Consider the following 23,833-nt stretch of genomic DNA (forward strand, 5'->3'; position numbering starts at 1 on the left):
CTCATCCTACACTTCCTTCCAATGTTAAATCTAATAATGCTTTTGCTTCAACGGCAAACTCCATCGGGAGTTTACTCAGAACATCTTTACAAAATCCGTGAACGATCATACTCACAGCATCTTCTTCGCTCACCCCTCTTTGTCGAAGATAAAAGAGCTGTTCTTCACTGATTTTACTTGTGGTCGCTTCATGCTCTACCTGAGCACTGGCGCATTTGCTCTCTAAATATGGAAAGGTATGCGCTCCACAGTTATCCCCTATGAGCAGCGAATCACATTCACTAAAATTCTTTGCCCCTTTGGCACTTTCAGCAATTTTAACAAGTCCCCTGTAACTGTTTTGTCCCTTTTGTGCTGAAATTCCTTTAGAGATAATGACACTTTTTGTGTTTTTGCCCATATGGATCATTTTTGTTCCCGTATCTGCTTGTTGCGCAAGACGGGTGATAGCAACAGAGTAAAACTCTCCAACAGAATTGTCACCCTTTAAAATACAGCTTGGATATTTCCATGTAATCACAGAACCTGTTTCAACCTGTGTCCACGTGATTTTGGAGTTTTCTCCTTCACATAGTCCTCTTTTTGTAACAAAATTGTAGATTCCTCCGCGCCCCTCAATGTCTCCTGGATACCAGTTTTGAATCGTGGAGTAGTTGATATGGGCATCTTTGTGGGCGATGAGTTCCACCACAGCCGCATGAAGCTGGTTTTCATCCCTGCTAGGAGCGGAGCATCCTTCGTTGTAACTTACATAACTTCCCTCATCTGCGATAATGAGGGTTCTTTCAAACTGTCCTGTATTTTGGGCATTGATTCGAAAATAGGTGGAAAGCTCCATAGGGCATTTAACCCCTTTGGGAATGTAAACAAATGTCCCGTCACTAAAAACTGCTGAGTTGAGTGCTGCAAAGTAGTTGTCCGTCATCGGTACAACGCTGAACATATACTTTTTTACAAGATCAGGATAGTCCCTAATTGCTTCAGAGATGGAGCAAAAAATGATTCCAAGTTTGTTCAGTTCCTCTACAAATGTCGTTTTTACAGAAACTGAATCCAAAACGGCATCAACGGCAACCCCTGCAAGCGCTTTTTGCTCTTCTAATGGGATTCCAAGTTTTTCGTAGGCTCGTAAAATTTCCGGATCTACTTCATCTAGGCTTTCAAGCGCTTTTTTGGGAGCAGCCCAGTAGCTGATCGACTGGTAATCAATTGGAGGATAGGTTACCTTCGCCCATTTGGGTTCTTCCATTTTTTGCCAGGCATGGAATGCTTTGAGACGAAGTTCTAACATCCATTCCGGCTCATTCTTTTTTGATGAGATGAACTTGATTGTTTCTTCTGTCAATCCTGGAGGAGCTTTCTCCTCTTCGACGTCGATTTCAAATCCGAGTTCATAGTCGGAATTGATAATTTTGTCGACTTTTTCCATTCCCATGGCGTTTCCTTCATAAGTGTTCTATTCGTAATGTAGCACAAATAAGATAAAATTTATCTTATTTACCAAAGATAAATAGGAGTAATTTAGTCTTATTTTACGAAGAGGCCGTTATTCCGCCTCTTCATATGCTTTTTCTAATGCTTGGAGAAGTTCATTGTAGCTCATAGAAGGATTGGAAGCAAGAATTTCTTGCATGACGACATTATCCTCTTTTCCGTTCCATATCTTTTTGTATGTTCCTTCTTTGTATCCATGGGCTTGTCGAAATTGATTGAGTGCGTTTTTGCCAATATAGAGCTGATAGAGTTCATCAAAACCAAGACCTGCTGCATCGCAAGCTTTAAAAAATTGGCTTAAAAGCTCTTCTTGCATCATAGCTGAATCATTTTTCACCATGGCAAGAGCCATCAACTCTTCAAAGGGATCCAAAATCTCATCCAGTTTTTCATTATTCCACTCTTTTGGGATTTTTATATCACTTTTTTCCTCTTTGAAGTTATTGGCCAATTTCACGGCTTCATCCAAAGCATTGTGTACCAACAGATGGCTCATAAGGAAATGCCAGATATCGACAAGTTCGATTTTGATATTTTCCAAATCCGGTTTCGCATCGATGCTCTTCCAGTGTTTCCAAGGGAATGAGTCGATAAGTTCCGCTGTTTCCATGTAGATACACCGTTTCCAATTTATTGGTTTTCCCTGTTTTGTTACTCCTTTTCGCCATTGTGTGCCATTTGTGTCATTGTTCAATTCGTTTTGCAATGTGAACATTTCAACCATTTTTTCCATTTTGACTCCTTAATAATCTATTGCGACTCTATAGTTTGGGTCATCCTCTTCCCATGTGCAATATGGACCGGCTTCCGTTAAAAGCTGCTTGCATTCAGGGCTCAAATGGCGTAAAACAATGCTTTTTCCCGCCTCTTTATACTTTCTCGTAATTTTGTCAATAGCTTCAACTCCACTTTGATCCATAACCCTTGCATTTTTAAAGTCTATTACTACTTCAAAAGGATCATTTTTGGGATCGAATTTCTCTAAAAAGGAGTGGACGGAACCAAAAAATAGGGGACCTTCAAGTTCGTAGATTTTACGTCCCCCTTCCATATGTGTTTTTGCATAAATCTTTGCATGTTTCCATGCAAAAACGAGTGCTGAGATGATGACTCCGGCAATAACTGCAATTGCCAGATCGGCAAAGATTGTGATGATGGTTACAGCGACCATGACAAAAAGATCCTCTTTTGGCATCCTTTTGAAATGGCCAAGACTGCTCCAGCTAAATGTGGCTATGGCGACCACAAACATGATACCCACGAGTGCTGCGAGAGGAATGAGAGAAATGTATTTACTCAGTACGGCTACAAACAGTATGAGTAGGACCGCCGCTGTAAGTGAAGAGAGTCTGCCAGTACCGCCACTGGTGAAATTGATCATGGACTGTCCTATCATCGCGCATCCAGGCATCGCTCCAAACAGACCACATGTCATATTCCCAACGCCTTGGGCGATGCACTCCTGGTTTCCGCTGCCTCGCTCTCCGCTCATTTCATCCAGCACCGACAGAGTCAGCAGTGACTCAATAAGTCCAACGAGAGCGATGATAACAGAGTAGGGTAAAACGGTTTGTATCGTTTCAAAATTGAGTGGTGCAGTTGGAATGTGAAATGTTGGAAACGAACCGCTGATATCTGCCAGATCCTTTATCTGCTTTGTATCAATATTGAAAAGAAGTACAAGTGCGGTTATGGCGATCAATGCACCGAGACTTGCCGGTATTGCTTTTGTAAATCGTGGAAGAAGATAGATGATTGCCATTGTCAAAACAATTAAAAAGATTGTCATGAGGTTGCTATCTTTTATGAGTGGTATTTGACTTGTGGCAATGACAATAGCTAAGCCATTGACAAAACCGTATATTGCGGGTTGTGGAACAAGCCGAATAAATTTTCCAAGACGCAAAACTCCTATGAGTACCTGAAAAATACCGGCAAGTATCGCAGCCCAGAACATATACTCTACGCCATGTTTGATAACAAGATCCACCAGTACGACTGCAACTGCGCCAGTGGCACCACTGATCATGCCAGGTTTGCCACCAATGAGGGCTGTAATGAGCCCTAATATAAATGCAGTATAAAGCCCTATTTGTGGACTGAGACCTGCAATGAGTGAAAAAGCGATTGCTTCTGGTATCAATGCAACGGCAACAACTGTACCGCTTAATATGTCATTTTTTGGATTTGTAGTGAAGTTGTATCGTTTTTGCAGTGACAAGAAATTCCTTTAGCATAAAAAGAGTTAGCGAGCGAGTCTCGCCAACTCCTCTTCGATAGTAGAAAGCTTGTTTTTGGCTTCTTCAAGTGCGGCTCTATTTTGTGCAACGACCTCTTGAGGAGCATTTTTGACAAAATTTTCATTTGAAAGCATTCTACTCAGTTTTTCAATCTCTTTGTTGAGTTTCTCTTTTTGCTTATTGAGTCGATTGATGATTGGACTGAGATCGATGCCTTCAAGTGGAATGAAAACTTCTACATACTTACCGATATCCGCAACCGCGTTTTCTACTGGTTCAGTTACAAATTCGATCGTTTCTACTTTTGCAAGTTTAGCAATATAAGCTTTTGCGGATTCTTCTAGATCACCTTTGATCAAAACTTTTGGAATAGATTTGTTTGCCATATCGATAAGGGCTTTTGCCCGTCGGATAGAGACGATTGCATCGATAAGTGTTTCAAATCGTTTCACAATCTCTTCATCGATATGAGCTGCTTTTGGATATGGTTGAATCATGATAGATTCATTATCTTCCAACGATGTCCCGCTCAGTTCTTGGTATAAATATTCGGTGATAAATGGCATAAATGGATGTAACAATTTCATCGACTCTTTAAAAATGGCACCAAGTTCAGGGATGGAGTCTTTATTTGCTTTACTCAGTTCAATCCCCCAATCACAAAATTCACCCCATAAAAACCGATAAAGTGTTGTTGCAGCATCATTGAATCGATAATTGTCAAGATTGTTTCTTGTCTCCGCGATAGCGGTGCCAAATCGGCTAAGCATATATTTTCCAAGATCGGTTTTAATCTGGATACTTTCTAGATCTTCAAATTTTTCTTGATGCATCTGTAAGAATCTGGCTGCATTATAGAGTTTATTGGTAAAATTTCTATAAAGCTCCAGTCTCTCTTTTGAAAGCCTGATGTCTCTGCCTTGCACGGCCAAAGCTGCTAGAGTAAATCTCAAAGCATCGGCACTGTACTCTTCAATTGTGTCGATCGGATCGATCACATTGCCTCTTGATTTACTCATTTTCTGTCCATGCTCATCTCGAACGAGTGCATGAAGATAGACATCTTTGAAAGGGAGTTTATGTAAAAAGTGTTCTCCCATCATCATCATGCGAGCTACCCAGAAAAAGAGGATGTCAAATCCCGTGATGAGCAGATCGTTTGGATAGAATTTTTTGAGATCATCTTCAAACCATTTTACACCTTTGCCCCAATCACCGTTGCCCCAGCCAAGAGTTGAAAATGGCCAAAGAGCAGAACTAAACCAGGTATCAAGAACGTCTGGGTCTTGATAGATATCGGTGCTGCCACATTTTGGACAGGTCTCTTCATGCTCTTTTTTGCTAGCCCACTCATGTCCACATGCTCGGCAGTACCAGACAGGAATTCTGTGTCCCCACCAAAGCTGCCTGCTAATACACCAGTCTCTAAGCTCTCTCATCCAGGCGTTGAAGTTGTTGAGCCATTGGGGAGGGTAGAATTTTGTCTCTCCTTCGTTTGCTTTTTTTACAGCCTCTTTGGCAATTTCAGCTTTCACAAACCATTGTGGAGAAATGTATGGTTCAACCACATTACCACATCGATAGCAGTGTCCAACTTGATGTTTGTGAGGTTCTATTTTTTCTATGAACCCCTCGCTTTTAAGCTTATCTACTACTTTTTTTCTGGCTTCCAGTCTCTCAATTCCAGCAAATTCGCCAGCTTCTTTGTTTAAGATCCCATTTTCATCAAAGATAGTGATAAATGGAAGATTGTGACGTTTCCCAACTTCATAGTCATTTGGATCGTGTGCAGGAGTGACTTTTACTGCCCCTGTCCCAAACTCCATATCAACATGCTCATCGGCAATAATTGGAATTTCTCTATCAATAAGTGGAAGACGTACCTTTTTGCCTATTAAGTGCTTGTATCGTTCATCATTTGGATTGACCATTACAGCGGTATCGCCAAAATAGGTTTCTGGTCTTGTTGTTGCTACAACCAGATACTCATCACTATCTACGATAGGGTATTTAATGTAGTATAGAGCTCCATCTTTTTCTTCATACTCGACTTCTATGTCACTTAGGGCTCCATCGTGTGTACACCAGTTGATCATATAGTTACCCTTGACGATGAGCCCTTCATAGTACAAGTTTACAAAAGCTTCGCGCACTGCATTTTTAAGCCCCTCATCCATTGTAAAACGCTCTCTACTCCAGGCCGGGCTAACTCCAAGGAGTCGAAGCTGAGTGACTATGGCGTTGCCAGACTCCTCTTTCCATTTCCAAACATACTCTAAAAATTTCTCTCGTCCGATCTCTTCTTTTTTGATACCCTTGGCCAAAAGTTGCTTTTCAACGACATTTTGTGTAGCGATTCCCGCATGATCGGTTCCAGGTTGCCAAAGCGTTTCATATCCATCCATTCGCTTATAGCGAACCATGATGTCTTGAAGGGTGAAGGTGAGGGCGTGACCGATGTGAAGACGTCCTGTAACGTTGGGAGGAGGCATCATGATACAAAATGTTTTACCGTTTTGTATCTTTTTGTTTCCCTCTGTTTCGAAATAGCCTCTTGTCTCCCAAATTTGATAAAATTGCTTCTCTACTTTTTTGGGATCATATTTGGTTGCTTTGCTCATTGAAACCCTTTATCCTGACATTTGGGGCCGATTTTACCAAAAAAGAGATAAATTCACCATAGAGGAAAATATGCCGCTTTCAACACTGAATCCTGAACAGCTGGCAGCAGCTACGGCAAAGCCTGGATACAACCTTGTAATTGCAAGTGCCGGAACAGGAAAAACATCTACAATAGTGGCTCGCATTGCTTATCTTTTGCAACAAGGTATAGATCCCAAAAAGATACTTCTATTAACTTTTACCAATAAAGCAGCTGCAGAGATGATTGCAAGAGTTGAGCGAGTATTTGGCAAAAAAGCGAAAGAGATTGAGGCTGGAACATTTCATGCAGTAAGTTACAGGTGGCTCAAATCTTTGAATCCCAAAGTTGTTCTCAAACAGCCTAAAGAGTTGAAAATTTTGTTTAAAAGTATTTATGAAAAACGGGATTTCTCATTAGTTTCAGATACAAAACCCTATGCGGCAACTACGCTTTTTGATCTCTATTCACTCTATCAAAACAGCGAATTTGAATTAGATTTTGGGCAATGGATAGGCAAAAGAAGTGAGGAACAAACAGCTTTTGGTGCTGTATATAATGACATAGTGCAAGAATATGAAGAGATGAAAGAGGAGTATGGCTTTCTGAGTTTCAATGATCTTTTGTTGCAAGCCATCAAACACAAAGAGGCTTTGCAAAATTTTTATGAGGTTTTGGTAGATGAGTATCAAGATACGAATAATTTGCAAGCGCACTTTTTGGAAAGCCTTCGCTTCGATTCTTTGTTCTGTGTAGGGGATTATGATCAAAGTATCTATGCCTTCAATGGAGCAAATATAGAGATTATCGCTGGATTTAGACAGCGATATCCCAATGCCAATATATTCAATCTTTCCAAAAACTATCGATCAACGTACTATATTTTGGATCTTGCCTACAGAGTTATTTCGCATAATGAGAGGATTTTTCCTAAAAAATTGGAAGTTGTAAATCAGAAAAATCCCAAAAAACCAATACTCCTTGCATTTTCTGATCTGTATGAACAGTATGAAAATATCGCCCAGCGTATCAAAAGAAGTCTTACACCAAAAGAGGATATTGCCGTAATTTTTCGGAATAATGCCAGTGCAGACGGCATTGAGGCAGCTTTGCGAGAGCAAGGCATTGGTTGCAAAAGAAAAGGAAGTCAAAGTTTTTTTGAGATGAAAGAGATCAAAGCGCTATTCGATCTTGTTTCTGTTTTGATCAATCCCAAAGATCTTTTGGCATTCATCCATATTTTTGAGTATGCAAAGGGGGTTGGGGCAAGCAGTGCGAAAGAGATTTTTGAGGCACTGCAACGATGTGGAGACGGAGATATAGTTAAAGGAATTAAAGAGCCTATTGATATACAAAATCCTTTTGAAAAAAAGGTTCGCAATCAGCAACTAGGACTCTTTGATGATATGTTGCAAATAGGAAGTAAAAGCAGATTTGCTTCTTTAGATGTAAGTGAAACGATAAAATCACATCCAGTCTTAACACATCCGAGATTGAGCGAAGAAGCGGTATTGTATCTGGACACACTTTTGGGGCTCTATAAAGAGATAAAAAGGATCAAGCGACCTACAACTTTTATACAACTCGTCAAAGATTCTTTCATATTTGATAATATTATCAAAAAAATAGCTCAAAATAGGGCAAAACTGAAAGATGGGACAATTGATCAAAAGTTGATGGATGAAGCGTTTGAGAGGATTCAAAGACGAATTGCATTAGTGCATCATTTGTCTCAGATGTATGAGGATATCTATCGCTTTTACAATGCCATGGTGCTTGGTGGGAACGAGATGGCGCAAGGAGAGGGAGTACAGCTTTTGACAGTTCATGCGAGTAAGGGGCTCGAATTTAAAGAGGTCTATATTGTCGATCTCATGGAAGGAAGGTTTCCAAATTTAAAACTTATTGCAAAAGGTGGCAGCATAGAAGAGGAGAGAAGACTTTTTTATGTAGCTGTTACACGGGCAAAGGAGATTTTGTATCTCAGTTTCGCAAAATATGATCGGTTAAAAAAACAGGAGTTTCTGCCCAGCCGCTTTTTAAAAGAGGCTGGACTCATTGAATAGTTACTTGTTGATAGCTTTTGCCATATCCCACATCGGTAGAAAAATCCCAAGAGCAAGAAGTAGAACAAGGGCTGCCAAAATGGATAGCAGTATCGGTTCGATATATGCTGAGAGATTATCAAGGATATGATTGAATTTCATTTCATAATATTCCGTGACCTTTTGAAGCATAGATTCGAGCTGACCGCTTTTTTCACCTGCGCTTATCATTTGTATGAGCATATTTTCAAAAAGGCCAGTATCTTTGAATGCATCACTTATCGATGCTCCTTTTTGAACCAGATTTTTAATGATTTGAAGACGCTCTTTGATAATGGCGTTATCTACTAGTGTCACAGAATTGTCAAGAGCGTCTACGACTGGAATACCGGCACGTACCAATTCAGAAAAGACAAGCATAAATCTATGAATTTGAGAATAGAAGACAATGTCTTTAATTAAATAGACTTTAAGAAGAAATTTATCCGTTGCATATTTAAATTGTTTGTTGGTCCTGTAAAAAAAGCGTATCAGAAAAATTCCTATAAGAAGAGCTCCTACGACATATAAACCATATGTATTGAAAAGATGTTCCAGACCCAGGAGAATTTTCGTTGGAAGCGGGAGTTCCGCATGAAATTTATCGAATATCGATTTGAATTTTGGAACAACATAAGAGATCACGATAACAAAAGCAATAGCCATTGCGCTAAGAACGATTATAGGATAGCGGACCGCTTTTTTGAATTTTTTGATATTTTCATTAATCTGTTCCAAGATTGAAGCAAGTGTAAAAAGAGCATGGGCCATGTCCCCAGTCTTTTCTCCTAATGTCGCCATCGTAATAACGAGACTGCCAAGCTCGTTTTGATACTGTTTCAGTGCTTCAGAAAAACTGATCCCGGAATTGATGCCGTTTGCTATATCTAAAAAAATCTGTTTTAGTTTTGCATCATTTGTTTGGGTTGCAACCTCCATTAATGCATCATACAACGATATACCGGCATTTGTCATAACGGCAAGCTGTCTGATAGCGGCGATAAGACCTTCCCTGTTGATCTTACCTTTTCTTTGTTCCATTAAATAGCGTTTGAATTCTTCAAAACGCTCCTCGACCGGCGGTGATGTTTCCAGTGCACGAATAATCAAACCACCGTATTTGAGTTTTGCTTTTTCCAAAGCCTCTTTTTTATTTTCGGCTTTCAGTAAAACGGTCTCTTTTTTCCCTCGTGTAATCAGTGTGACATTGTAATATTTCATTGCAACCTCGTTACTCTAAATACTTCATCGATTGTAGTGGATCCTTCTAATGCTTTCATGATTCCATCTTCAAACATTGTTTGAAATCCCTTTGCAATGACTGTTTCTTCAATTTTTTCTTTGGGAGCTTCTTTCGCAATGAGTCTTGCGATTTCGTCATCCACTTTTAAAATTTCGCATATCATTTCTCGACCGCTGTAACCTGTAAAATCACAATGCTTACATCCTTTGCCTTTATAAAATTTGTACTGTTTTGGTAAATACTCTTTGATTTCGGCAAGAACATTGGGTTCGATTTCGATTTCCGTTTTACAATATTGGCATATTCTACGAACAAGCCGTTGTGCTTCGATAGCGATAAGCGCACCGCTGACGAGGTAGGGCTCAATACCCATATCGATCATTCTGTTGATGGAACTGATTGCATCATTGGTGTGGAGTGTAGAAAGTACCAGGTGTCCTGTAAGAGCCGCTTGGGTGGCAATACGCAGTGTCTCTTCGTCTCGTATCTCACCGATCATAACGATATCAGGGTCCTGTCTGAGAATCGATCGCAGGGCTGCAGCGAAAGTAAAACCGATTTTTGGATTGACTTGGGCTTGTTGGACCATATTGATTTGGTACTCTACAGGATCTTCAACAGTAATGATCTTTTTTTCAACGCTTCGGATCATATTGAGTGCACCATATAGTGTTGTTGATTTACCACTTCCGGTAGGACCTGTAACTAAAATAATTCCATAAGGAGTTTTAAGCGCTTTTGTAAAAATTTCAAAATTTTTTCGACTCATACCCGCTTCTTCCAAGGGGATCATAGCTTTTTGTTTATCCAAAATCCTCATAACAATCGATTCCCCTGTGATTATTGGAAGAGTCGAAACACGAAAATCATACTCTTTTCCTAAAATCTGTGCACTAAAACGTCCGTCTTGCGGTTTTCTCTTTTCTGCAATATCGAGATTGGCTAGTAGTTTGAGCCGTGAAGAAAGCGGTGGATAGATGTCTCTATCGAATATGAACTTTTCCGTTAAAATGCCATCGATTCTATTTCTCACGATACAGTTGTGTTCTGTCGGTTCTATGTGGATGTCACTGGCCCGAGAAAGAACTGCTGTTTTGATGATCGCTTCTATGAGCTTTAATATTGCACTCGATTCTTGCAGATCTTCTTTATTTGTACCGCCGCTTTGAAGATCTTTTCTGATTTCGTTGATGTATTCTCGTATATTCTCATTGAGTTCGAGTTTATTGAGAAAATATTCAAGTTGTTGTGCAGATGTAAGGGCTATTTTAATCGGTTTTTTAGGGAAAAGCCTTTGTGCTTGCTCTTGCGCACCTATATCGAGTGGATCACTTACGGCAACGATAACATTTAAATCAGTCTCTTTGACGGGTAAAAAGTTATATTTTTTCAAAATATTGAGGGGGATTTTGGAAATGAGTTTGATATCGATAGGATAACTGTCCATATCGATATATTCTATGTTTAAGATTTTTGCATATGTCTGCAATACTTTTGTCAAAAGATTCGAAGGCAAAGAGGTGATATCTTGAATTTCCAATTTGCCAAGTCTTAACGCTTTTGCAATTTCTTGTACGATTTGTGCCTGTGTTAAATGGCCTTGCTCTATAAGATAGTTGATAATTGTAGAAACTGAATTCCTGTTTTTATCGAAATTGAGACGGAAATGTTTTTGTAAAAAATCTATTAATCGTTCTTTTCCCATACTCTTAGTACCTTAAAGAAATTTATGTTTAATAATAGTCGATCCGATATGTTCTTCTATAATTAGATATGGTCTATTATATCGACTTTTTTCTTGATAAACCTCATAGGAAATTTTAGGATCTTTTGGATCTTGTAAAAAATAGTGTCCGTCTCTTTTTGTATAGTGGTTTTGGAAAAAGAGATGGGCAACTCTTGAAATGACATGATCGGTCATAGGGAGCTGGACACCTTTTATGGTGATATGATCGATAATTGCTGAATAGAGCATATTTTTTTGCGTCAAAATAAGAGAGAAATAGGTTCTGTTTTGTCTGGCTTCTTTCGTTTTTGTCAATGCTATTATTGGTATAGCGAGTCTATCGATATAATCTGCATAAAGACAGGAAAAAGCATATAACGAAATGAGATTTTGGTCATTTCTGATCGATTTGAACTTTCGGTATCCCAAATGACATATTTTTTCATACTCTTTTTTTTGATACAGTTGAATGATTTTCTCTTTTGTAACAGTAGCCTCTTTAGCAAATAATATGAGTGAAAATAGCATGAAAAAAAAGATTTTATTCATTGAACATACCCTTTTTCATTGAAAAATAAAGAGTTCTTGCTTTTTTGGAAAGCGGATTTTTTTGAAGGTAAAATTGCAATGTTTGGAGTGCTTTCTTTTTTTCTCCAAGGTTATACAAAGATTTTGCAAACAAAATCCAGCTCTCTTCATTCTTTTTATTGAGTTCGTTGGCTTTGAGACTCCACTTTAGAGCATTTTTATACTTTTTTTGTTCATAATATTTTTGGGCAATAATGAGTGCTTTTGAATATGAAGGAGCATTATAAAAATTAGCAATAAGTGTGGTAAGCTTTGCTTCTTTTTTTTGAATCAAGATAGAGTTTTTTGTTTTCTGATCGAAACTCTTTTTTGGTAATTTTTTCACCACAGGATTTGTCTTAACAATATATGCCGACTCTTTTTGAACACTGTTTTCCAACTTTCTGGATTCTTTCTCAATGATCTCTTTCAAATTTTTTTCAAAATCTTTATTCGGTAAAAAAAGTGTCTCTTTTTTCATGTTTTCTTTAGGTATGTTTTTGTGAGTAATTTTTGCAATTTCTCTCTTTTTTGTTATATTGGTTTCTTGTTTGTTATTTGCTTGTGGTTTCTGGTTGCTAGCTTGCTTTTTGTGAACAACTTTTTTTGTGGTAGGTTTTGTCTCTTTTATAGAAGGCTGCAGAAATTGTTTAGTCAGAATCGGTTTCGAAAAATATACCAATGGTATAAGGCTCAAAAAAATAGTTGTAATTACAATTACTCGTAGTGTTTTTTTTCTTTTATATTTTTTCCATCTTTTTTCTAAGAGTTCATATTCATGCATTGATATATCCTAAATGGATTGCACTCATTTCAAGAAATTTTTTTGGGATTTTTAACGATTTCAATACGGAGGGTTTGTGTTCGTTGTAATATGAGAGAATATCAAAGAGTGTATATAAAAACTTATTTGTATCTCTTAAGTTTCCTTGTGTAAACTGATAGATAAACTGAAGGTCTCTTTTTTTGAGACTTTCAGACAGCTCATACAGATTACTACTGAGAAGTTTCTTTTGGAAATAGACAAAAAGTTCAGGTAAAGAAGGGTTTTTAATGGTTATATAACTAAAGATACGTGATGTAAAATGCTCTTTTGTCAAAGCAGATTCATTGTCTATTTCGTGAAGTGACAAGATGAATTTTATTTTTTTCGTATCACTGGCAATACGAACAAATTCAAGCATATAATCATCGTACAACTGGACTTCGTCTAAGATAACCGTATATTCAAAATCTTCCAGATTGTTTTCAATCTCTTCGATAAAATTTTTCGTGTTTTGTCCTAAAAGATCTTTTGCAAGTTGTTTTTCTAGTTCATATTTTTTAAAAAAAGGTTTGTCGTATAAAATGAGTTTTGGGTTTGGATTTTCATAGACAAACCTTTTGAGAAGCATACTTTTGCCAATCCCCGGCTTGCCTATAAGAACAGAGATTTTCTGATCAGAGTTATAAAACTCATGAAGATGCTGTAAGTAACGAATATTCGATTCAAACTTCACATACTCTTTAGGTGAATTGGTATCTATAAAAACTTTTTTTGCCTCTTCATAGATATTGTTTCTATTTTTTTGCATGGTCGACAATATTGTAACCTAAATCTTTGAGACTGTAATTGTCTGTAGAACTGTTTTTAATGATTCTTGGTCTGATGACAAAAACTAGTTCAAATCGTTTGTTGTTTCTTGCTTTGCTTCGAAATAGACCACCAAGGACAGGAATGTCTCGTAAGACAGGAACACCGTTAATTGTAAAATTTTTAATATTCGAGATCAAACCTCCAAGGATAAGTGTCGAACCGTCTTTTACTTTAACAACAGAAGAAATTTTCTTTTCACTGATATCTGGAGCTATTTGCCGTATGCCGTTTTCGTTTGTTGTCTGATCAAGCTGCTTTGGATCTCTTGGCTCGGAAATAGAAGGATTGATCCTAAGTATAATTTCACCATTTTCTGTAATCTCTGGCGTGATATTAAGAAGAATACCGATAAAGACAGAAGATGGGGTAAAGGACTGTGTACCAAGACCACCGTTTTGTGAAATGACGATGGAAGTAGGTACATTATAATTGATTGTATCGCCTATTGAAATTATAGCCGGTTGATTGTTAAGTGTCATCAATTTTGGGTTTGATAGTGTGATGACTTGCCCGTTTTTTTCTAAAAAGTTAATAATTCCGGCCAGATTGACAGAAGCATCGAAGTATGAACCTATAGTTCTTTGTACGTTAAAGTTACTAGTTGAAGTTCCTGATCCTACACGGGTGTAGGAGAGTAGTTTGGTATTTGTTCCCGGTGTAAATGTGTTATCCGCTCCATAATCACCATTCACAAGTAGTGAAAATCTGCTCCAGTCAATACCGTTGGTATACTGATCATTGAGAATGACAGCCAAAATAGAGACATCTATCATGACTTCGTTATGAAGTCTGTTTTGAATCATTGCAATGTATTTTTCCACTCTTTCGATCTGCTTTTTGGTTGCTGTTACAGTAATTAATCCTGCATTGATATTGACGATAGGGTCCGGCGCTTTATATTCATCTTCTGGTCTATTTAAAATACCGTGTATTTCTGTACTGATATCTTTCCAAAAATCAAATTCATCTTTGGAAGTGATTTTATTCACATCCCCACTTCCAGACGATTGGGTACTTGTTGTAGTTGTTGTACCACTAGTTGTACCAGTAAGGCTGTTTCCTACATCGACAGAGGCATCGGTTACTGTTTCGCCTGTTCTTTTCGATGTGACATAATCGACATGAAATGTTTTCGTAATGAGATAGCCTATTTTAAGGATATTGTCATCCAATTCATAGGTAAGATCATTTTCTGTTAGCAAGAGATCTAAAAAATCTTGAAGTGTGACGTTGTGCAAAGATATTTTTTGTAATCTTTTGTAGAGTCTCTTTTTAGCAAATTTATCTTTAATGATGATATTGTAATCACACTCTTGAGCTAGATTGTCAATGTACTCTTTGATGGATATTCCTGCTGTACTTTTTATGCTAAACAGTTTTTCATTACATCGATTGGATGCAAACAGTAGTGTGATTGTAAGAAGTAAAAAAAGAAGACTCTTTTTCATTTATGATCCTTTTTTGGTTCGTATAATAATATTTTTAGATTTTTTCTTTTGCAGATAAAGGCGTACGGTTCTATGTTTGGATAAAAGATAGACCACTCCTTTATCCGGCTTTATGGATCTTATCGTATACGATCCGATTTTGCTTCCTATCGTATACCAACGTCCATTGATTTTTGCTCTATCCTGGAAAATGGCATACAATCTTAATATATGTCTTCTTTTTGTAAGGATTTTATTTTTTTTTGCCAACTGATTCAATTTTTTTTCGTCTACAAAGGGATTGGGGATGTTGTTGATTACAATAGGTGACAGACCAACACGTTTTTGTTTTATTTTTACAATAAGATCATCAATTCCCTTAAATTGAGAATTTGCTAATAGTGCCAATGTAAAAAGCAGTGTGATTAATAGTTTATTCCCCATACCGATACCTTAAAATGGAGTTGAATAGGCGATTTACCCTTCATTGAAATTTCATAAATGTCTGTAACGAGATCGCTCTCTTCGAGAGAATTAAGAAAAGCAAGAATATTTTTAAAATTCCCTTTGGCGTCTACCTCTATTTCAAGTACATGACCAAACTCTTTTGTATTTTGGATAAATTCATTAGCGATATATTCCACATCTATTTTGTATTTATTAGCTTTAGCAGTGATGGAATCCAAAAAAGAAGCCCATTTTTTCTTATTATATAAAAGCGGAGTAAGCTCTTTGAGTTTCATACTGAGATAACTTTTTTCATCTAACAAGGCAGCAAGTTTCTCTTTCTTTTGCTGTTTTTCTTTCAATAACTTCTTAATAAAATAGGTTTCATCACCATTTCGAGAAATGGACGCTATATACGCTTTATCCATATTGAGTTTTTGTTCTATTGCTTCTTTTGCATTCTTTTCTTGAGTAAGTTTCTTTTTTGAAAGGGGAAGAATATATTCATTTGCAATAAAAACTATAATAAGAAAAATAAGCGAATAATAGGCTAGTTTTTCAAATTCACTCTTTTGTGAAAAATAGGAGTCGATCTTTTGAAGCAATGTACTCATCTGCTCTTCACCTTCAAGGAGCTCATATAGAGTCCTTTTGTTTTGTTGATATCTTTTGTAGTTATGTCGTATTTTGAAGATGCGTTATTTGTAATATCTTTTATGAATTCCGTGATGCGCTTGTCGTCAGCTGCTGTGACCAGTAGATTGAACTCTTTATTTGTATTATTGAGTTCTAGGAGATGAAGTTTATGTTTTTTGATATTTTGAGCGAAGTCTGCTATTGTAACAGCTTTCATGCTGTAATGAACTTTTTTATCAAAGATACGTTTTAGTGATTGCTCTTTTTCATGCAAATGTCTTGTCACTGCTTGTATCTGTTGATCAACTTTTTTGATTTCGTTTTTTATATGATTAATTTGACTTTCTAATGATACTCTTTTAGCATGAATTTTGGCATATTTTTTTTGTAAAAGGAGCTTTTCTATTTGATATTTGTAGGCCATGGAATAGTTGTAAATAGGATATGAAAAGCCTAAAACCAAAGAAGCCGCAATAGCCATAATGAGCTTACCACTTGGACGTTTCCACAATGCTGGAGGCCGCTCAAAAATAGTAAAGTTGACACACTCTTCCTCTTCTTCGAGGCAATCTTGAGTTGTCAGAACAGTGAGAAGATGTATATGCGTTACTGACGGATCTGCAACGTGGATTCCGTAATCAAAATCGAAATCGTAAGCTTTCTGTCCTAAATAAGTTTGGGCATACTCTTCGATACCTTGTATAAGGCCAATATCGGAACTGATAAAAATCTTGTCAATATTCTCTATGTCAAATGACTTTTTGGCGTAGATTAGAATGTCATTAATATGCATAAATAGTTCACTAAAAATTTGCATATAGTATTGCAACTCTTCGTAATCCGAAAGGCGTAGGCCGTAGGTACTTAGATTTGCAATGAGCTCTTCAATTGTGACTTCTGAGCCTTTGAGTTCCGTAAGTCGTTCTGCCATATATGCAAATGAAAATTTTAATGACTTTGTATATACAAAATGGCCATTTTTATAAATCGTTAAAAATGCGTCACTGTTTTGAAAATAGATAAAAAGATGGGTTTCATAATCGACAAGAATCTCTTTTGTATATAGTGTTTTTAATAAGTACGGGACTGGAAAAATAAAATCTAAATAACCAAGTTTTTCAATATATTCATCGTATGTATCATGAAGTGTGGCATATTCTGTAATAAACAGCTGAAATTCTCTCTCTTTGCTATGTAAATCGGTGGGTAGTTCCAAAAAGGAGATTTTGTACTCTGCCGTAGGATCGAGTTCTAGTTCATCATATGCTTTTGTTGTCAAAATATCTTCAAGATCCTCTTGAGGGACATTTCGACTGACTTTTATATTTGAGATGATGGTATCTTTTGTCAGAAAATAGGAAGTATGGATATCATTTTTAGAAGTTCGTACATCATTGTATAGTCTTATTTCGTTTTTATGGTTATCAAAAACGAAATATTTTCGGAAATAAGGATCTATCCCTACAATCTTTTTATACTCTTTTCTTTCCATAACGCTATTTCCTAACTTTCTTTAAATATATCGTAACTATAAAACTCTTAAAGTTGACATAATTATAAAGAATTAGTATGGAAATGCTACAATTTGTAGCCGATTGTTTCAAGATCTTTTTTATTTTTTGTCCATCCTTTTTTGACAACGACAAAAAGATTAAGAAAGATTTTCTTTTGGCTGAACTCTTCCATCAGTTTTCTGGCATCTTTTCCGATTCGTTTCAACGTTGTCCCTTGTTTTCCTATGAGGATACCTTTTTGTGAAGGTTTTTCCACTATGATCATAGCATAGACTTTGTCTAAAGTAGGGGACTCCTCGATTTTTTCAATAATTACATCGCTTTCATAAGGAATTTCATCACTTACATTTTCAAAAATCGCTTCTCTGATAAGCTCTTTGTAGATATCTTTGATGTTTTCAGTTGTAAGGAGTTCTGGATCGTAATAGTAAGGGTGTTTTGGAAGATACCGCACGATTGTATCCAAAAGATCTTTTTTGCCGATATCTTTTTTTACTGAAACCGGTACAAGTTCTAAAAATTGATTCTGAAACTTTTGATATTCGGCTATTTTTTGCAGTAATTTTTCATTACTGACCATATCAATTTTTGTTAAAACGACTATATGTGGTCTCTTTTTTGCAAGTTCTAAAAATTTTTCGTAGTAGGTTATCGGATCAGTTACAGGAGCCAAAAAAAGGATAAGATCACAATCTCCTATCGCCTTGATGGCCTCTTCAAGCATAAATTTATTGAGAAGCCTCTCTTTTTCATGGAGGCCTGGCGTATCGATGAAAATAATTTGGTCGTCTCCATGCATAACAATAGCATACAGCCTTTTTCTCGTAGCCTGTGCTTTATGGCTTACCATGGCGATTTTTTCGCCAAGTAGCCAATTAAGAAGTGTACTTTTCCCAGCGTTTGGTCGCCCAATAAGGGCAACAAAGCCAGATCTGGTCTCGGACATCTTTTGCCTTATAGGATATATTTTGCTAAGTCTTCGTTTGCAACGACTTCACCTAGTTTCTCATCAACATATGCTTTATCGATGGTAATCGTTTCGCCTTTATGTTCGTCTGCTTCAAAACTTATCTCTTCAAGTAGGTTTTCTATAACGGTATGAAGCCTTCTTGCGCCGATATCTTCTATTTTTTGATTGGCACTATGGGCATATTTGGCGATAGCGCGAAGTGCATCATCGGTAAATTCCAGTTTGACACCTTCAACAGCCAAAAGGGCTTGATACTGTTTGATAAGAGAGTTTTTGGTCATTGTGAGTATTTTGTATAGGGCATCTTCATCGAGTGAATCGAGTTCTACCCGAAGCGGAAAACGGCCTTGCAGCTCCGGAATAAGATCACTTGGTTTACTCAGATGAAACGCTCCGGCAGCAATGAAAAGAATGTGATCTGTTTTGATTGGTCCCCATTTTGTACTGACTGTACTTCCTTCGACAATCGGCAAAAGATCTCGTTGGACTCCCTCTTTGCTTGGGTCTTGTCTCCCCTGCGAGGAGCTTGATACAGCAACTTTGTCAATTTCATCGATAAAGATAATTCCCTCTTCTTGAGCCTTTTTGAGTGCTTCTTGCTTGATCTGCTCCATATCAAGCAGTGCTTCACTTGCTTCGTTTTTCAGTAACTCTTTTGCCTCTTTGACACTTACTTCTTTTTTTATCTTTTCTTTATTGAGACCCAATGTAAAAATTTTTGCAATGGACTCTTGTGCGTGGGCAAGTTCGGGTGGTAAGTTTGTATCTTCTAGACTTACGGAGTGTTTCGGGAGTTCTATTTCAATTTTGAGATTGTCCAGTTCCCCTTTTTCAAGACGCTCTTTCATCTTTTCATAGCTTTTTTGATATTCGCTCTTTTTCTCTTCGCTCGCCATCTTAGGAAGAGGAGGCAGTAGTTTTTCCAAAATTTTTTTTGTTACATACTCTTCAATATCTTTGGCATTTTTCTCTTTATAAATCTCTTTGACTAAAACGATAGCATTTGCTACAAGATCTCGTACCATCGACTCCACATCACGTCCAACAAAGCCTACTTCAGTATATTTGCTGGCCTCGACTTTGACAAAAGGAAGATCAAGACTTTTTGCAAGGCGTCTGGCAATTTCAGTTTTCCCAACTCCGGTGCTTCCGATCATTAAGATATTTTTAGGAGTAATTTCATCTTGCATCTCTTTGGGAAGCTGCATGCGACGATACCTGTTTCGTAAAGCGATAGCAATGACTTTTTTTGCATCTTTTTGGCCTATAATATATTCGTCAAGATAGGAAACTATCTCTTTTGGTGTTAAATCCATTACTCCTCCAAGGTTAAGAGTTTAATATTTGTATTGGTATAGATGCAGAGTTCTCCCGCAATTTTTAAAGACTCTTCCACAAGTGTCTTTGCATCAAGATTGGCGTGTTTGTCGAGTGCTCGTGCAGCTGAAAGTGCAAAATTTCCTCCACTTCCGATGGCAGCAATTTTGCCATCTTCCGGCTCAACTACATCTCCCGTACCGCTGAGGATGAAGATATGTTTTGTATTGAGTACGATCATCATTGCTTCAAGCCGTCGCAAATATCTATCTTTTCTCCACTCTTTGGAAAACTCAATAACGCTTTTAAGTAAATCGCCTTTTTTGTTTTCTAAGATCTTTTCAAACATATCAAAAAGATTAAAAGCATCTGCAGTGCTCCCAGCAAATCCGGCTAAGATCTGTCCGTTGTAGAGTGTCCTTATTTTGGTGGCGTTGCCTTTTAAGACGGTATTTCCAAAAGTTACCTGTCCATCGCCTCCAATGACGGCAATTCCGTCACCTTTATAGCCAAGTATCGTTGTGGCTTCAAACATTATTCGGCCTCTACCACAAGGTCTAATTTTGCATGGATGCCATGTCCAAGCTTTACATCCACCTCATACTCACCTGTTTGCTTGATAGGCGGATGAATATCGATATGTTTTTTATCGATTTCTATGCCCTGTTTTTTCAGTTCTTCAGCTACTTCTTTATTTGTAATGGCCCCAAAAAGCGCCCCGTTGGCCCCAGCTTTATGTTTGATAATAAGTTTTGTAGATTCGATTTTTTCTTTGAGCTGTTTGAGCTTTTCTATCTCAGCTGCTTCTTCTTGGGCTTTTTTCGCTTGTTCTTTCTCCCATGCCTCAATTACATCTGGAGTGGCTAATTTGGCAAATCCGCGTGCAATCAAAAAATTCTTCCCATATCCATCTTTGACTTCTTTGACTTCTCCAGCTTTACCTAGATTTTTTACATCTTTGATAAGTAATACTTTCATTTTTTTCTCCTTACATGACCTTCGATAATAAACCGCAATGCATTCAATTTGATAAAACCTTGAGCGTCTTTTTGGTTGTAGACTTCATCCTCTTCGAATGTGCTGAATTCTGGTGCGAATAAAGAGTTTGGAGATTTTCTTCCAACCACAAAAACATTCCCTTTATATAGTTTCAGTCGTACTGTACCATTCACATTTTCTTGCGTTTTATCGATAGCTGCTTGCATCATTTCTCGCTCAGGGCTAAACCAAAATCCGTTATAGATGAGTTCTGCATATTTTGGCATCAGTTTGTCTTTCTCATGTGCCTCTTCTCTATCTAATGTAATGCTCTCTATGGCTCTGTGGGCTTTGAGCAAAATAGTACCGCCTGGTGTCTCATAGCATCCTCTGCTTTTCATACCTACAAATCGGTTTTCTACAATGTCGATTCTGCCGATTCCATGCTTCTTCCCGTATTCGTTCAGTGCTTCTAAAAGTTTTGCCGGACTCAAAGGTTCGCCATTGATTGCGACCGGATCGCCTTTTTCAAAATCGATGGTGATATATTCTGGTTCATTTGGAGCATTTTCGATGGAATTTGTCCATCGCCACATATCCTCTTCTGGTTCTGCCCACGGATCTTCCAAAATCCCGCCTTCGTATGAGATATGGAGCAAGTTTGCATCCATGGAGTAGGGACTCTTTTTGCCATGTTTCTCGATAGGAATCCCATGTTCTTCAGCAAATTTCAGAAGTTTTTCACGAGAATTGAGATCCCATTCTCTCCATGGTGCTATTACTGTGATATCTGGATTTAAAGAGAGATAAGCGATTTCAAATCGTACTTGATCGTTTCCTTTTCCTGTGGCACCGTGTGCTACTGCATCGGCACCCACTTGTTGAGCGATTTCGATCTGTCTTTTTGCAATGAGAGGTCGTGCGATGGAAGTGCCAAGAAGATACTCTCCTTCATAGATGGCATTGGCGCGAAACATTGGAAAAACATAATCTCGAACAAACTCCTCTTTCAGATCTTCGATAAAGATATTTTCCGGTTTTATCCCAAGCTTGAGTGCTTTTTCCCTGGCTGGTTCCACCTCTTCACCCTGACCGATATCGGCAGTAAACGTAACGACTTCACAATTGTATGTCTCTTGCAGCCATTTTAAAATGACGGAAGTATCTAAACCTCCGCTATATGCCAAAACAACTTTGTTTACTTTTTTTGTCATTGACACCCTTTGTATAAAGTTTTTACAATTTTATCCAAAAAATCTTTATGATAAAATTTTGCTAAAGGAACAAAGATGAAAAAAGAGCTTTCAACACGTATCATTGGCGGAAAATATAAAGGAAAAAAGCTTCTTCTACCCCAAAAAGAGGTAACGAGAAGTTCCAAAAACATTTTACGCGAAGCGCTGTTTAATATTTTGCAATTTGATATTGTTGACAAAAATTTTGTAGAAGTATTTGGTGGAAGTGGCAGTGTGGGTTTGGAAGCGTTGAGCCGTGGAGCAAAAAGGGTCTATTTTATCGAAAAGAACAGAGATTCATACAAAGTTTTGAAAAAAAATGTACAAAACTGTGATGAGTCTTCATGTTTGGTTCGATATGGCGATGCATTTGAACTTCTTTGGGATATCATTGAGGAGTTAAAGAGAAACAAAGAGAAAGCCTATTTTTATTTCGATCCGCCATTCAGTATCCGTGAAGGATATGAGGATATTTATGATGAAGTCGCCCAAACTATCAAAAAGATTCCTAAAGAGGTTGTAGAATCTATCATCATCGAGCATATGAGCACTCACGATTTTGGGAACTCGCTTGGAAAATACAACAAAGAAAAAACGAAAAAATATGGAAAGAGTTCATTAAGTTTTTATCAATGAAAAAACTACCATTTTTTAGCATTTCTATACTTGTAGCTATCGTCATCTTGGTCTTTTTTGGTGGATTTGTCTATTCTGCAGATCCTTATCTTTTAAATAAAAATGCCATTTTGCTTCCTCCGTCGATGGATCATCCGTTTGGAACCGATAGATTGGGGCGGGATCTGTTGGCAAGGGTCATAAAAGGTGGACAGAACTCTTTAATAATAGGTGTAGGAAGTGCAGTGATCTCTTCGTTTATTGGTCTGATAGCAGGAGTGAGTGCGGGATATTTTCGAGGTTTTATAGATAAATCTTTTGTGATAATTGTAGATCTTTTCTTAACCTTTCCTACATTTTTTCTTCTCTTGGCACTTGTGAGTTATATCCAGGCTTCTGCGCTTGTTTTAATCATCGTCATCTCTTTGACGGGTTGGATGGGTACGGCAAGGATGATACGAAGCGAAAGTTTTGCCATAGCGAAAAAACCGTTTACAAAAATTTTGCAAATAGCGAAAGTTCATTCATATAAAATAATATTAAAATATTTTACTCCACTTATTGCACCAATTTTTTTCATCTCTTTTACGTTTGGGGTTGGAGGAGCTATTTTGGCAGAGTCGGGTCTTAGCTTTTTGGGCCTTGGCGTTTTGCCTCCCGAAATGAGTTGGGGATCGATTTTGAGCGAAGGGAAAGAGGTAATTGATATCGCCTGGTGGGTCAGTTTTTTCCCCGGACTTATGATTTTTTTGGTTACATTGAGTCTTATTAATATCAGCGACTATCTTCAAAAACTGACAAATAGAAAAGAGTCCATGCTATGAAATTTTTACAAAAAATCCCAAAACACCTGCAGACAAAGGCAAAAGAAGCAATTGAGAAAAGAGTGGAGCTTCGAGTTCAAGCCCGCTTAACGCAACACCATCTTAAAAAAGAGGAGTTTACCCAAGAAGAGCTTGAAATTATCTATGCAGATGAACATCTCAAACTCTATGATGAACTCAAAGCAAAAGGCCTTATCGCCTTACTTGCGGCTTTGGGACTTTCTCTTTTTTAGGATAAA

The 23,833-nt window shown here is 37.5% G+C and carries 22 protein-coding genes; 4 read left to right on the plus strand and 18 right to left on the minus strand.

From position 1 onward, the window contains the following. Position 1: 1 nt before the first annotated feature. The 4 genes from sufB to JG735_RS05155 all read right to left on the minus strand — a co-directional run bounded on the left by sufB (position 2) and on the right by JG735_RS05155 (position 6,355). Positions 2–1,435, minus strand: a complete 1,434-nt coding sequence (gene sufB, locus JG735_RS05140) for a Fe-S cluster assembly protein SufB (RefSeq protein ID WP_201334015.1) — start codon at positions 1,433–1,435, stop codon at positions 2–4. A gap of 111 nt (positions 1,436–1,546) precedes the next feature. Then, the gene (locus JG735_RS05145; protein ID WP_201334016.1) at positions 1,547–2,227 is read right to left on the minus strand and encodes a dUTP diphosphatase; all 681 of its coding nucleotides are present in this window, start codon (positions 2,225–2,227) and stop codon (positions 1,547–1,549) included. A 9-nt stretch (positions 2,228–2,236) separates the two neighbouring features. Continuing rightward, positions 2,237–3,715, minus strand: coding sequence for a SulP family inorganic anion transporter (locus JG735_RS05150; RefSeq protein ID WP_201334017.1), 1,479 nt, complete (start codon positions 3,713–3,715; stop codon positions 2,237–2,239). A 24-nt stretch (positions 3,716–3,739) separates the two neighbouring features. Continuing rightward, complete coding sequence (locus JG735_RS05155) at positions 3,740–6,355, minus strand: valine--tRNA ligase (protein ID WP_201334018.1); 2,616 nt, start codon at positions 6,353–6,355, stop codon at positions 3,740–3,742. 70 nt (positions 6,356–6,425) lie between these two features. Between JG735_RS05155 and JG735_RS05160 the strand changes: the two genes are divergently transcribed. Further along, positions 6,426–8,441 (plus strand): ATP-dependent helicase, encoded by a 2,016-nt coding sequence (locus JG735_RS05160; protein ID WP_201334019.1) that lies wholly within the window; start codon positions 6,426–6,428, stop codon positions 8,439–8,441. Here the strand turns inward: JG735_RS05160 and JG735_RS05165 are convergent, their stop codons facing one another. The 14 genes from JG735_RS05165 to JG735_RS05230 all read right to left on the minus strand — a co-directional run bounded on the left by JG735_RS05165 (position 8,442) and on the right by JG735_RS05230 (position 22,134). Continuing rightward, on the minus strand, positions 8,442–9,680 hold the full coding sequence (locus JG735_RS05165) for a type II secretion system F family protein (RefSeq protein ID WP_201334020.1): 1,239 nt from the start codon (positions 9,678–9,680) through the stop codon (positions 8,442–8,444). Continuing rightward, a complete protein-coding gene (locus JG735_RS05170; RefSeq protein WP_201334021.1) occupies positions 9,677–11,407 on the minus strand; it encodes a GspE/PulE family protein in 1,731 nt (576 codons plus the stop codon). Before JG735_RS05170 ends, JG735_RS05165 begins: the two co-directional genes overlap by 4 nt. A 12-nt stretch (positions 11,408–11,419) precedes the next feature. Continuing rightward, a complete protein-coding gene (locus tag JG735_RS05175; RefSeq protein ID WP_201334022.1) occupies positions 11,420–11,977 on the minus strand; it encodes a hypothetical protein in 558 nt (185 codons plus the stop codon). Further along, a complete protein-coding gene (locus JG735_RS05180; protein ID WP_201334023.1) occupies positions 11,970–12,779 on the minus strand; it encodes a CDC27 family protein in 810 nt (269 codons plus the stop codon). The genes JG735_RS05175 and JG735_RS05180 overlap by 8 nt, the downstream gene beginning before the upstream one ends. Beyond that, positions 12,772–13,569, minus strand: a complete 798-nt coding sequence (locus JG735_RS05185; protein ID WP_236584369.1) for an ATP-binding protein — start codon at positions 13,567–13,569, stop codon at positions 12,772–12,774. The genes JG735_RS05180 and JG735_RS05185 overlap by 8 nt, the downstream gene beginning before the upstream one ends. Beyond that, the gene (gene mshL, locus JG735_RS05190; protein WP_201334025.1) at positions 13,556–15,079 is read right to left on the minus strand and encodes a pilus (MSHA type) biogenesis protein MshL; all 1,524 of its coding nucleotides are present in this window, start codon (positions 15,077–15,079) and stop codon (positions 13,556–13,558) included. The genes JG735_RS05185 and mshL overlap by 14 nt, the downstream gene beginning before the upstream one ends. After that, on the minus strand, positions 15,080–15,502 hold the full coding sequence (locus tag JG735_RS05195) for a hypothetical protein (RefSeq protein ID WP_201334026.1): 423 nt from the start codon (positions 15,500–15,502) through the stop codon (positions 15,080–15,082). Then, entirely contained in the window at positions 15,484–16,119 is a 636-nt protein-coding gene (gene pilO / locus JG735_RS05200; RefSeq protein WP_201334027.1) for a type 4a pilus biogenesis protein PilO, read from the minus strand. Before pilO ends, JG735_RS05195 begins: the two co-directional genes overlap by 19 nt. Continuing rightward, positions 16,116–17,633 carry a hypothetical protein gene (locus JG735_RS05205; RefSeq protein WP_201334028.1) on the minus strand — a complete coding sequence of 506 codons (1,518 nt, stop codon included), beginning with the start codon at positions 17,631–17,633 and terminating at the stop codon, positions 16,116–16,118. Before JG735_RS05205 ends, pilO begins: the two co-directional genes overlap by 4 nt. An 86-nt stretch (positions 17,634–17,719) precedes the next feature. After that, positions 17,720–18,601 (minus strand): GTPase Era, encoded by an 882-nt coding sequence (era, locus tag JG735_RS05210; RefSeq protein ID WP_201334029.1) that lies wholly within the window; start codon positions 18,599–18,601, stop codon positions 17,720–17,722. A gap of 8 nt (positions 18,602–18,609) precedes the next feature. Next, positions 18,610–19,941 (minus strand): HslU--HslV peptidase ATPase subunit, encoded by a 1,332-nt coding sequence (gene hslU, locus JG735_RS05215; RefSeq protein ID WP_201334030.1) that lies wholly within the window; start codon positions 19,939–19,941, stop codon positions 18,610–18,612. Next, complete coding sequence (hslV, locus tag JG735_RS05220; RefSeq protein ID WP_012082373.1) at positions 19,941–20,477, minus strand: ATP-dependent protease subunit HslV; 537 nt, start codon at positions 20,475–20,477, stop codon at positions 19,941–19,943. Before hslV ends, hslU begins: the two co-directional genes overlap by 1 nt. Continuing rightward, positions 20,477–20,920, minus strand: coding sequence for a 50S ribosomal protein L9 (gene rplI, locus JG735_RS05225; protein WP_201334031.1), 444 nt, complete (start codon positions 20,918–20,920; stop codon positions 20,477–20,479). The genes hslV and rplI overlap by 1 nt, the downstream gene beginning before the upstream one ends. After that, complete coding sequence (locus tag JG735_RS05230) at positions 20,917–22,134, minus strand: argininosuccinate synthase (RefSeq protein WP_201334032.1); 1,218 nt, start codon at positions 22,132–22,134, stop codon at positions 20,917–20,919. Before JG735_RS05230 ends, rplI begins: the two co-directional genes overlap by 4 nt. Positions 22,135–22,209: 75 nt before the next feature. On the opposite strand from JG735_RS05230, the gene rsmD reads away from it, so the two are divergent. From rsmD to JG735_RS05245, 3 genes are read left to right on the plus strand one after another with little or no spacing between them, the layout of a single operon-like run. After that, positions 22,210–22,791 (plus strand): 16S rRNA (guanine(966)-N(2))-methyltransferase RsmD, encoded by a 582-nt coding sequence (gene rsmD, locus JG735_RS05235; protein ID WP_201334033.1) that lies wholly within the window; start codon positions 22,210–22,212, stop codon positions 22,789–22,791. After that, entirely contained in the window at positions 22,788–23,594 is an 807-nt protein-coding gene (locus JG735_RS05240; RefSeq protein ID WP_201334034.1) for an ABC transporter permease, read from the plus strand. The genes rsmD and JG735_RS05240 overlap by 4 nt, the downstream gene beginning before the upstream one ends. Beyond that, the gene (locus tag JG735_RS05245) at positions 23,591–23,827 is read left to right on the plus strand and encodes a hypothetical protein (protein WP_201334035.1); all 237 of its coding nucleotides are present in this window, start codon (positions 23,591–23,593) and stop codon (positions 23,825–23,827) included. Before JG735_RS05240 ends, JG735_RS05245 begins: the two co-directional genes overlap by 4 nt. The last annotated feature ends 6 nt before the right edge of the window (positions 23,828–23,833 follow it).

The organism is Nitratiruptor sp. YY08-10, from assembly GCF_016629565.1.
Taxonomy (GTDB): Bacteria; Campylobacterota; Campylobacteria; order Campylobacterales; family Nitratiruptoraceae; genus Nitratiruptor.

Bases quoted from the DNA above. Each gene is read 5' to 3' on its own strand.
- rsmD (WP_201334033.1), top strand. From the start codon at position 22,210: ATGAAAAAAGAGCTTTCAACACGTATCATTGGCGGAAAATATAAAGGA.
- hslU (WP_201334030.1), bottom strand. From the start codon at position 19,941: ATGGATTTAACACCAAAAGAGATAGTTTCCTATCTTGACGAATATATT.
- JG735_RS05195 (WP_201334026.1), bottom strand. From the start codon at position 15,502: ATGGGGAATAAACTATTAATCACACTGCTTTTTACATTGGCACTATTA.
- hslV (WP_012082373.1), bottom strand. From the start codon at position 20,477: ATGTTTGAAGCCACAACGATACTTGGCTATAAAGGTGACGGAATTGCC.
- JG735_RS05245 (WP_201334035.1), top strand. From the start codon at position 23,591: ATGAAATTTTTACAAAAAATCCCAAAACACCTGCAGACAAAGGCAAAA.
- JG735_RS05185 (WP_236584369.1), bottom strand. From the start codon at position 13,569: ATGCAAAAAAATAGAAACAATATCTATGAAGAGGCAAAAAAAGTTTTT.
- JG735_RS05160 (WP_201334019.1), top strand. From the start codon at position 6,426: ATGCCGCTTTCAACACTGAATCCTGAACAGCTGGCAGCAGCTACGGCA.
- JG735_RS05155 (WP_201334018.1), bottom strand. From the start codon at position 6,355: ATGAGCAAAGCAACCAAATATGATCCCAAAAAAGTAGAGAAGCAATTT.
- JG735_RS05230 (WP_201334032.1), bottom strand. From the start codon at position 22,134: ATGACAAAAAAAGTAAACAAAGTTGTTTTGGCATATAGCGGAGGTTTA.
- rplI (WP_201334031.1), bottom strand. From the start codon at position 20,920: ATGAAAGTATTACTTATCAAAGATGTAAAAAATCTAGGTAAAGCTGGA.
- JG735_RS05240 (WP_201334034.1), top strand. From the start codon at position 22,788: ATGAAAAAACTACCATTTTTTAGCATTTCTATACTTGTAGCTATCGTC.
- mshL (WP_201334025.1), bottom strand. From the start codon at position 15,079: ATGAAAAAGAGTCTTCTTTTTTTACTTCTTACAATCACACTACTGTTT.
- JG735_RS05180 (WP_201334023.1), bottom strand. From the start codon at position 12,779: ATGCATGAATATGAACTCTTAGAAAAAAGATGGAAAAAATATAAAAGA.
- JG735_RS05165 (WP_201334020.1), bottom strand. From the start codon at position 9,680: ATGAAATATTACAATGTCACACTGATTACACGAGGGAAAAAAGAGACC.
- JG735_RS05205 (WP_201334028.1), bottom strand. From the start codon at position 17,633: ATGGAAAGAAAAGAGTATAAAAAGATTGTAGGGATAGATCCTTATTTC.
- JG735_RS05145 (WP_201334016.1), bottom strand. From the start codon at position 2,227: ATGGAAAAAATGGTTGAAATGTTCACATTGCAAAACGAATTGAACAAT.
- JG735_RS05175 (WP_201334022.1), bottom strand. From the start codon at position 11,977: ATGAATAAAATCTTTTTTTTCATGCTATTTTCACTCATATTATTTGCT.
- era (WP_201334029.1), bottom strand. From the start codon at position 18,601: ATGTCCGAGACCAGATCTGGCTTTGTTGCCCTTATTGGGCGACCAAAC.
- pilO (WP_201334027.1), bottom strand. From the start codon at position 16,119: ATGAGTACATTGCTTCAAAAGATCGACTCCTATTTTTCACAAAAGAGT.
- JG735_RS05170 (WP_201334021.1), bottom strand. From the start codon at position 11,407: ATGGGAAAAGAACGATTAATAGATTTTTTACAAAAACATTTCCGTCTC.
- sufB (WP_201334015.1), bottom strand. From the start codon at position 1,435: ATGGGAATGGAAAAAGTCGACAAAATTATCAATTCCGACTATGAACTC.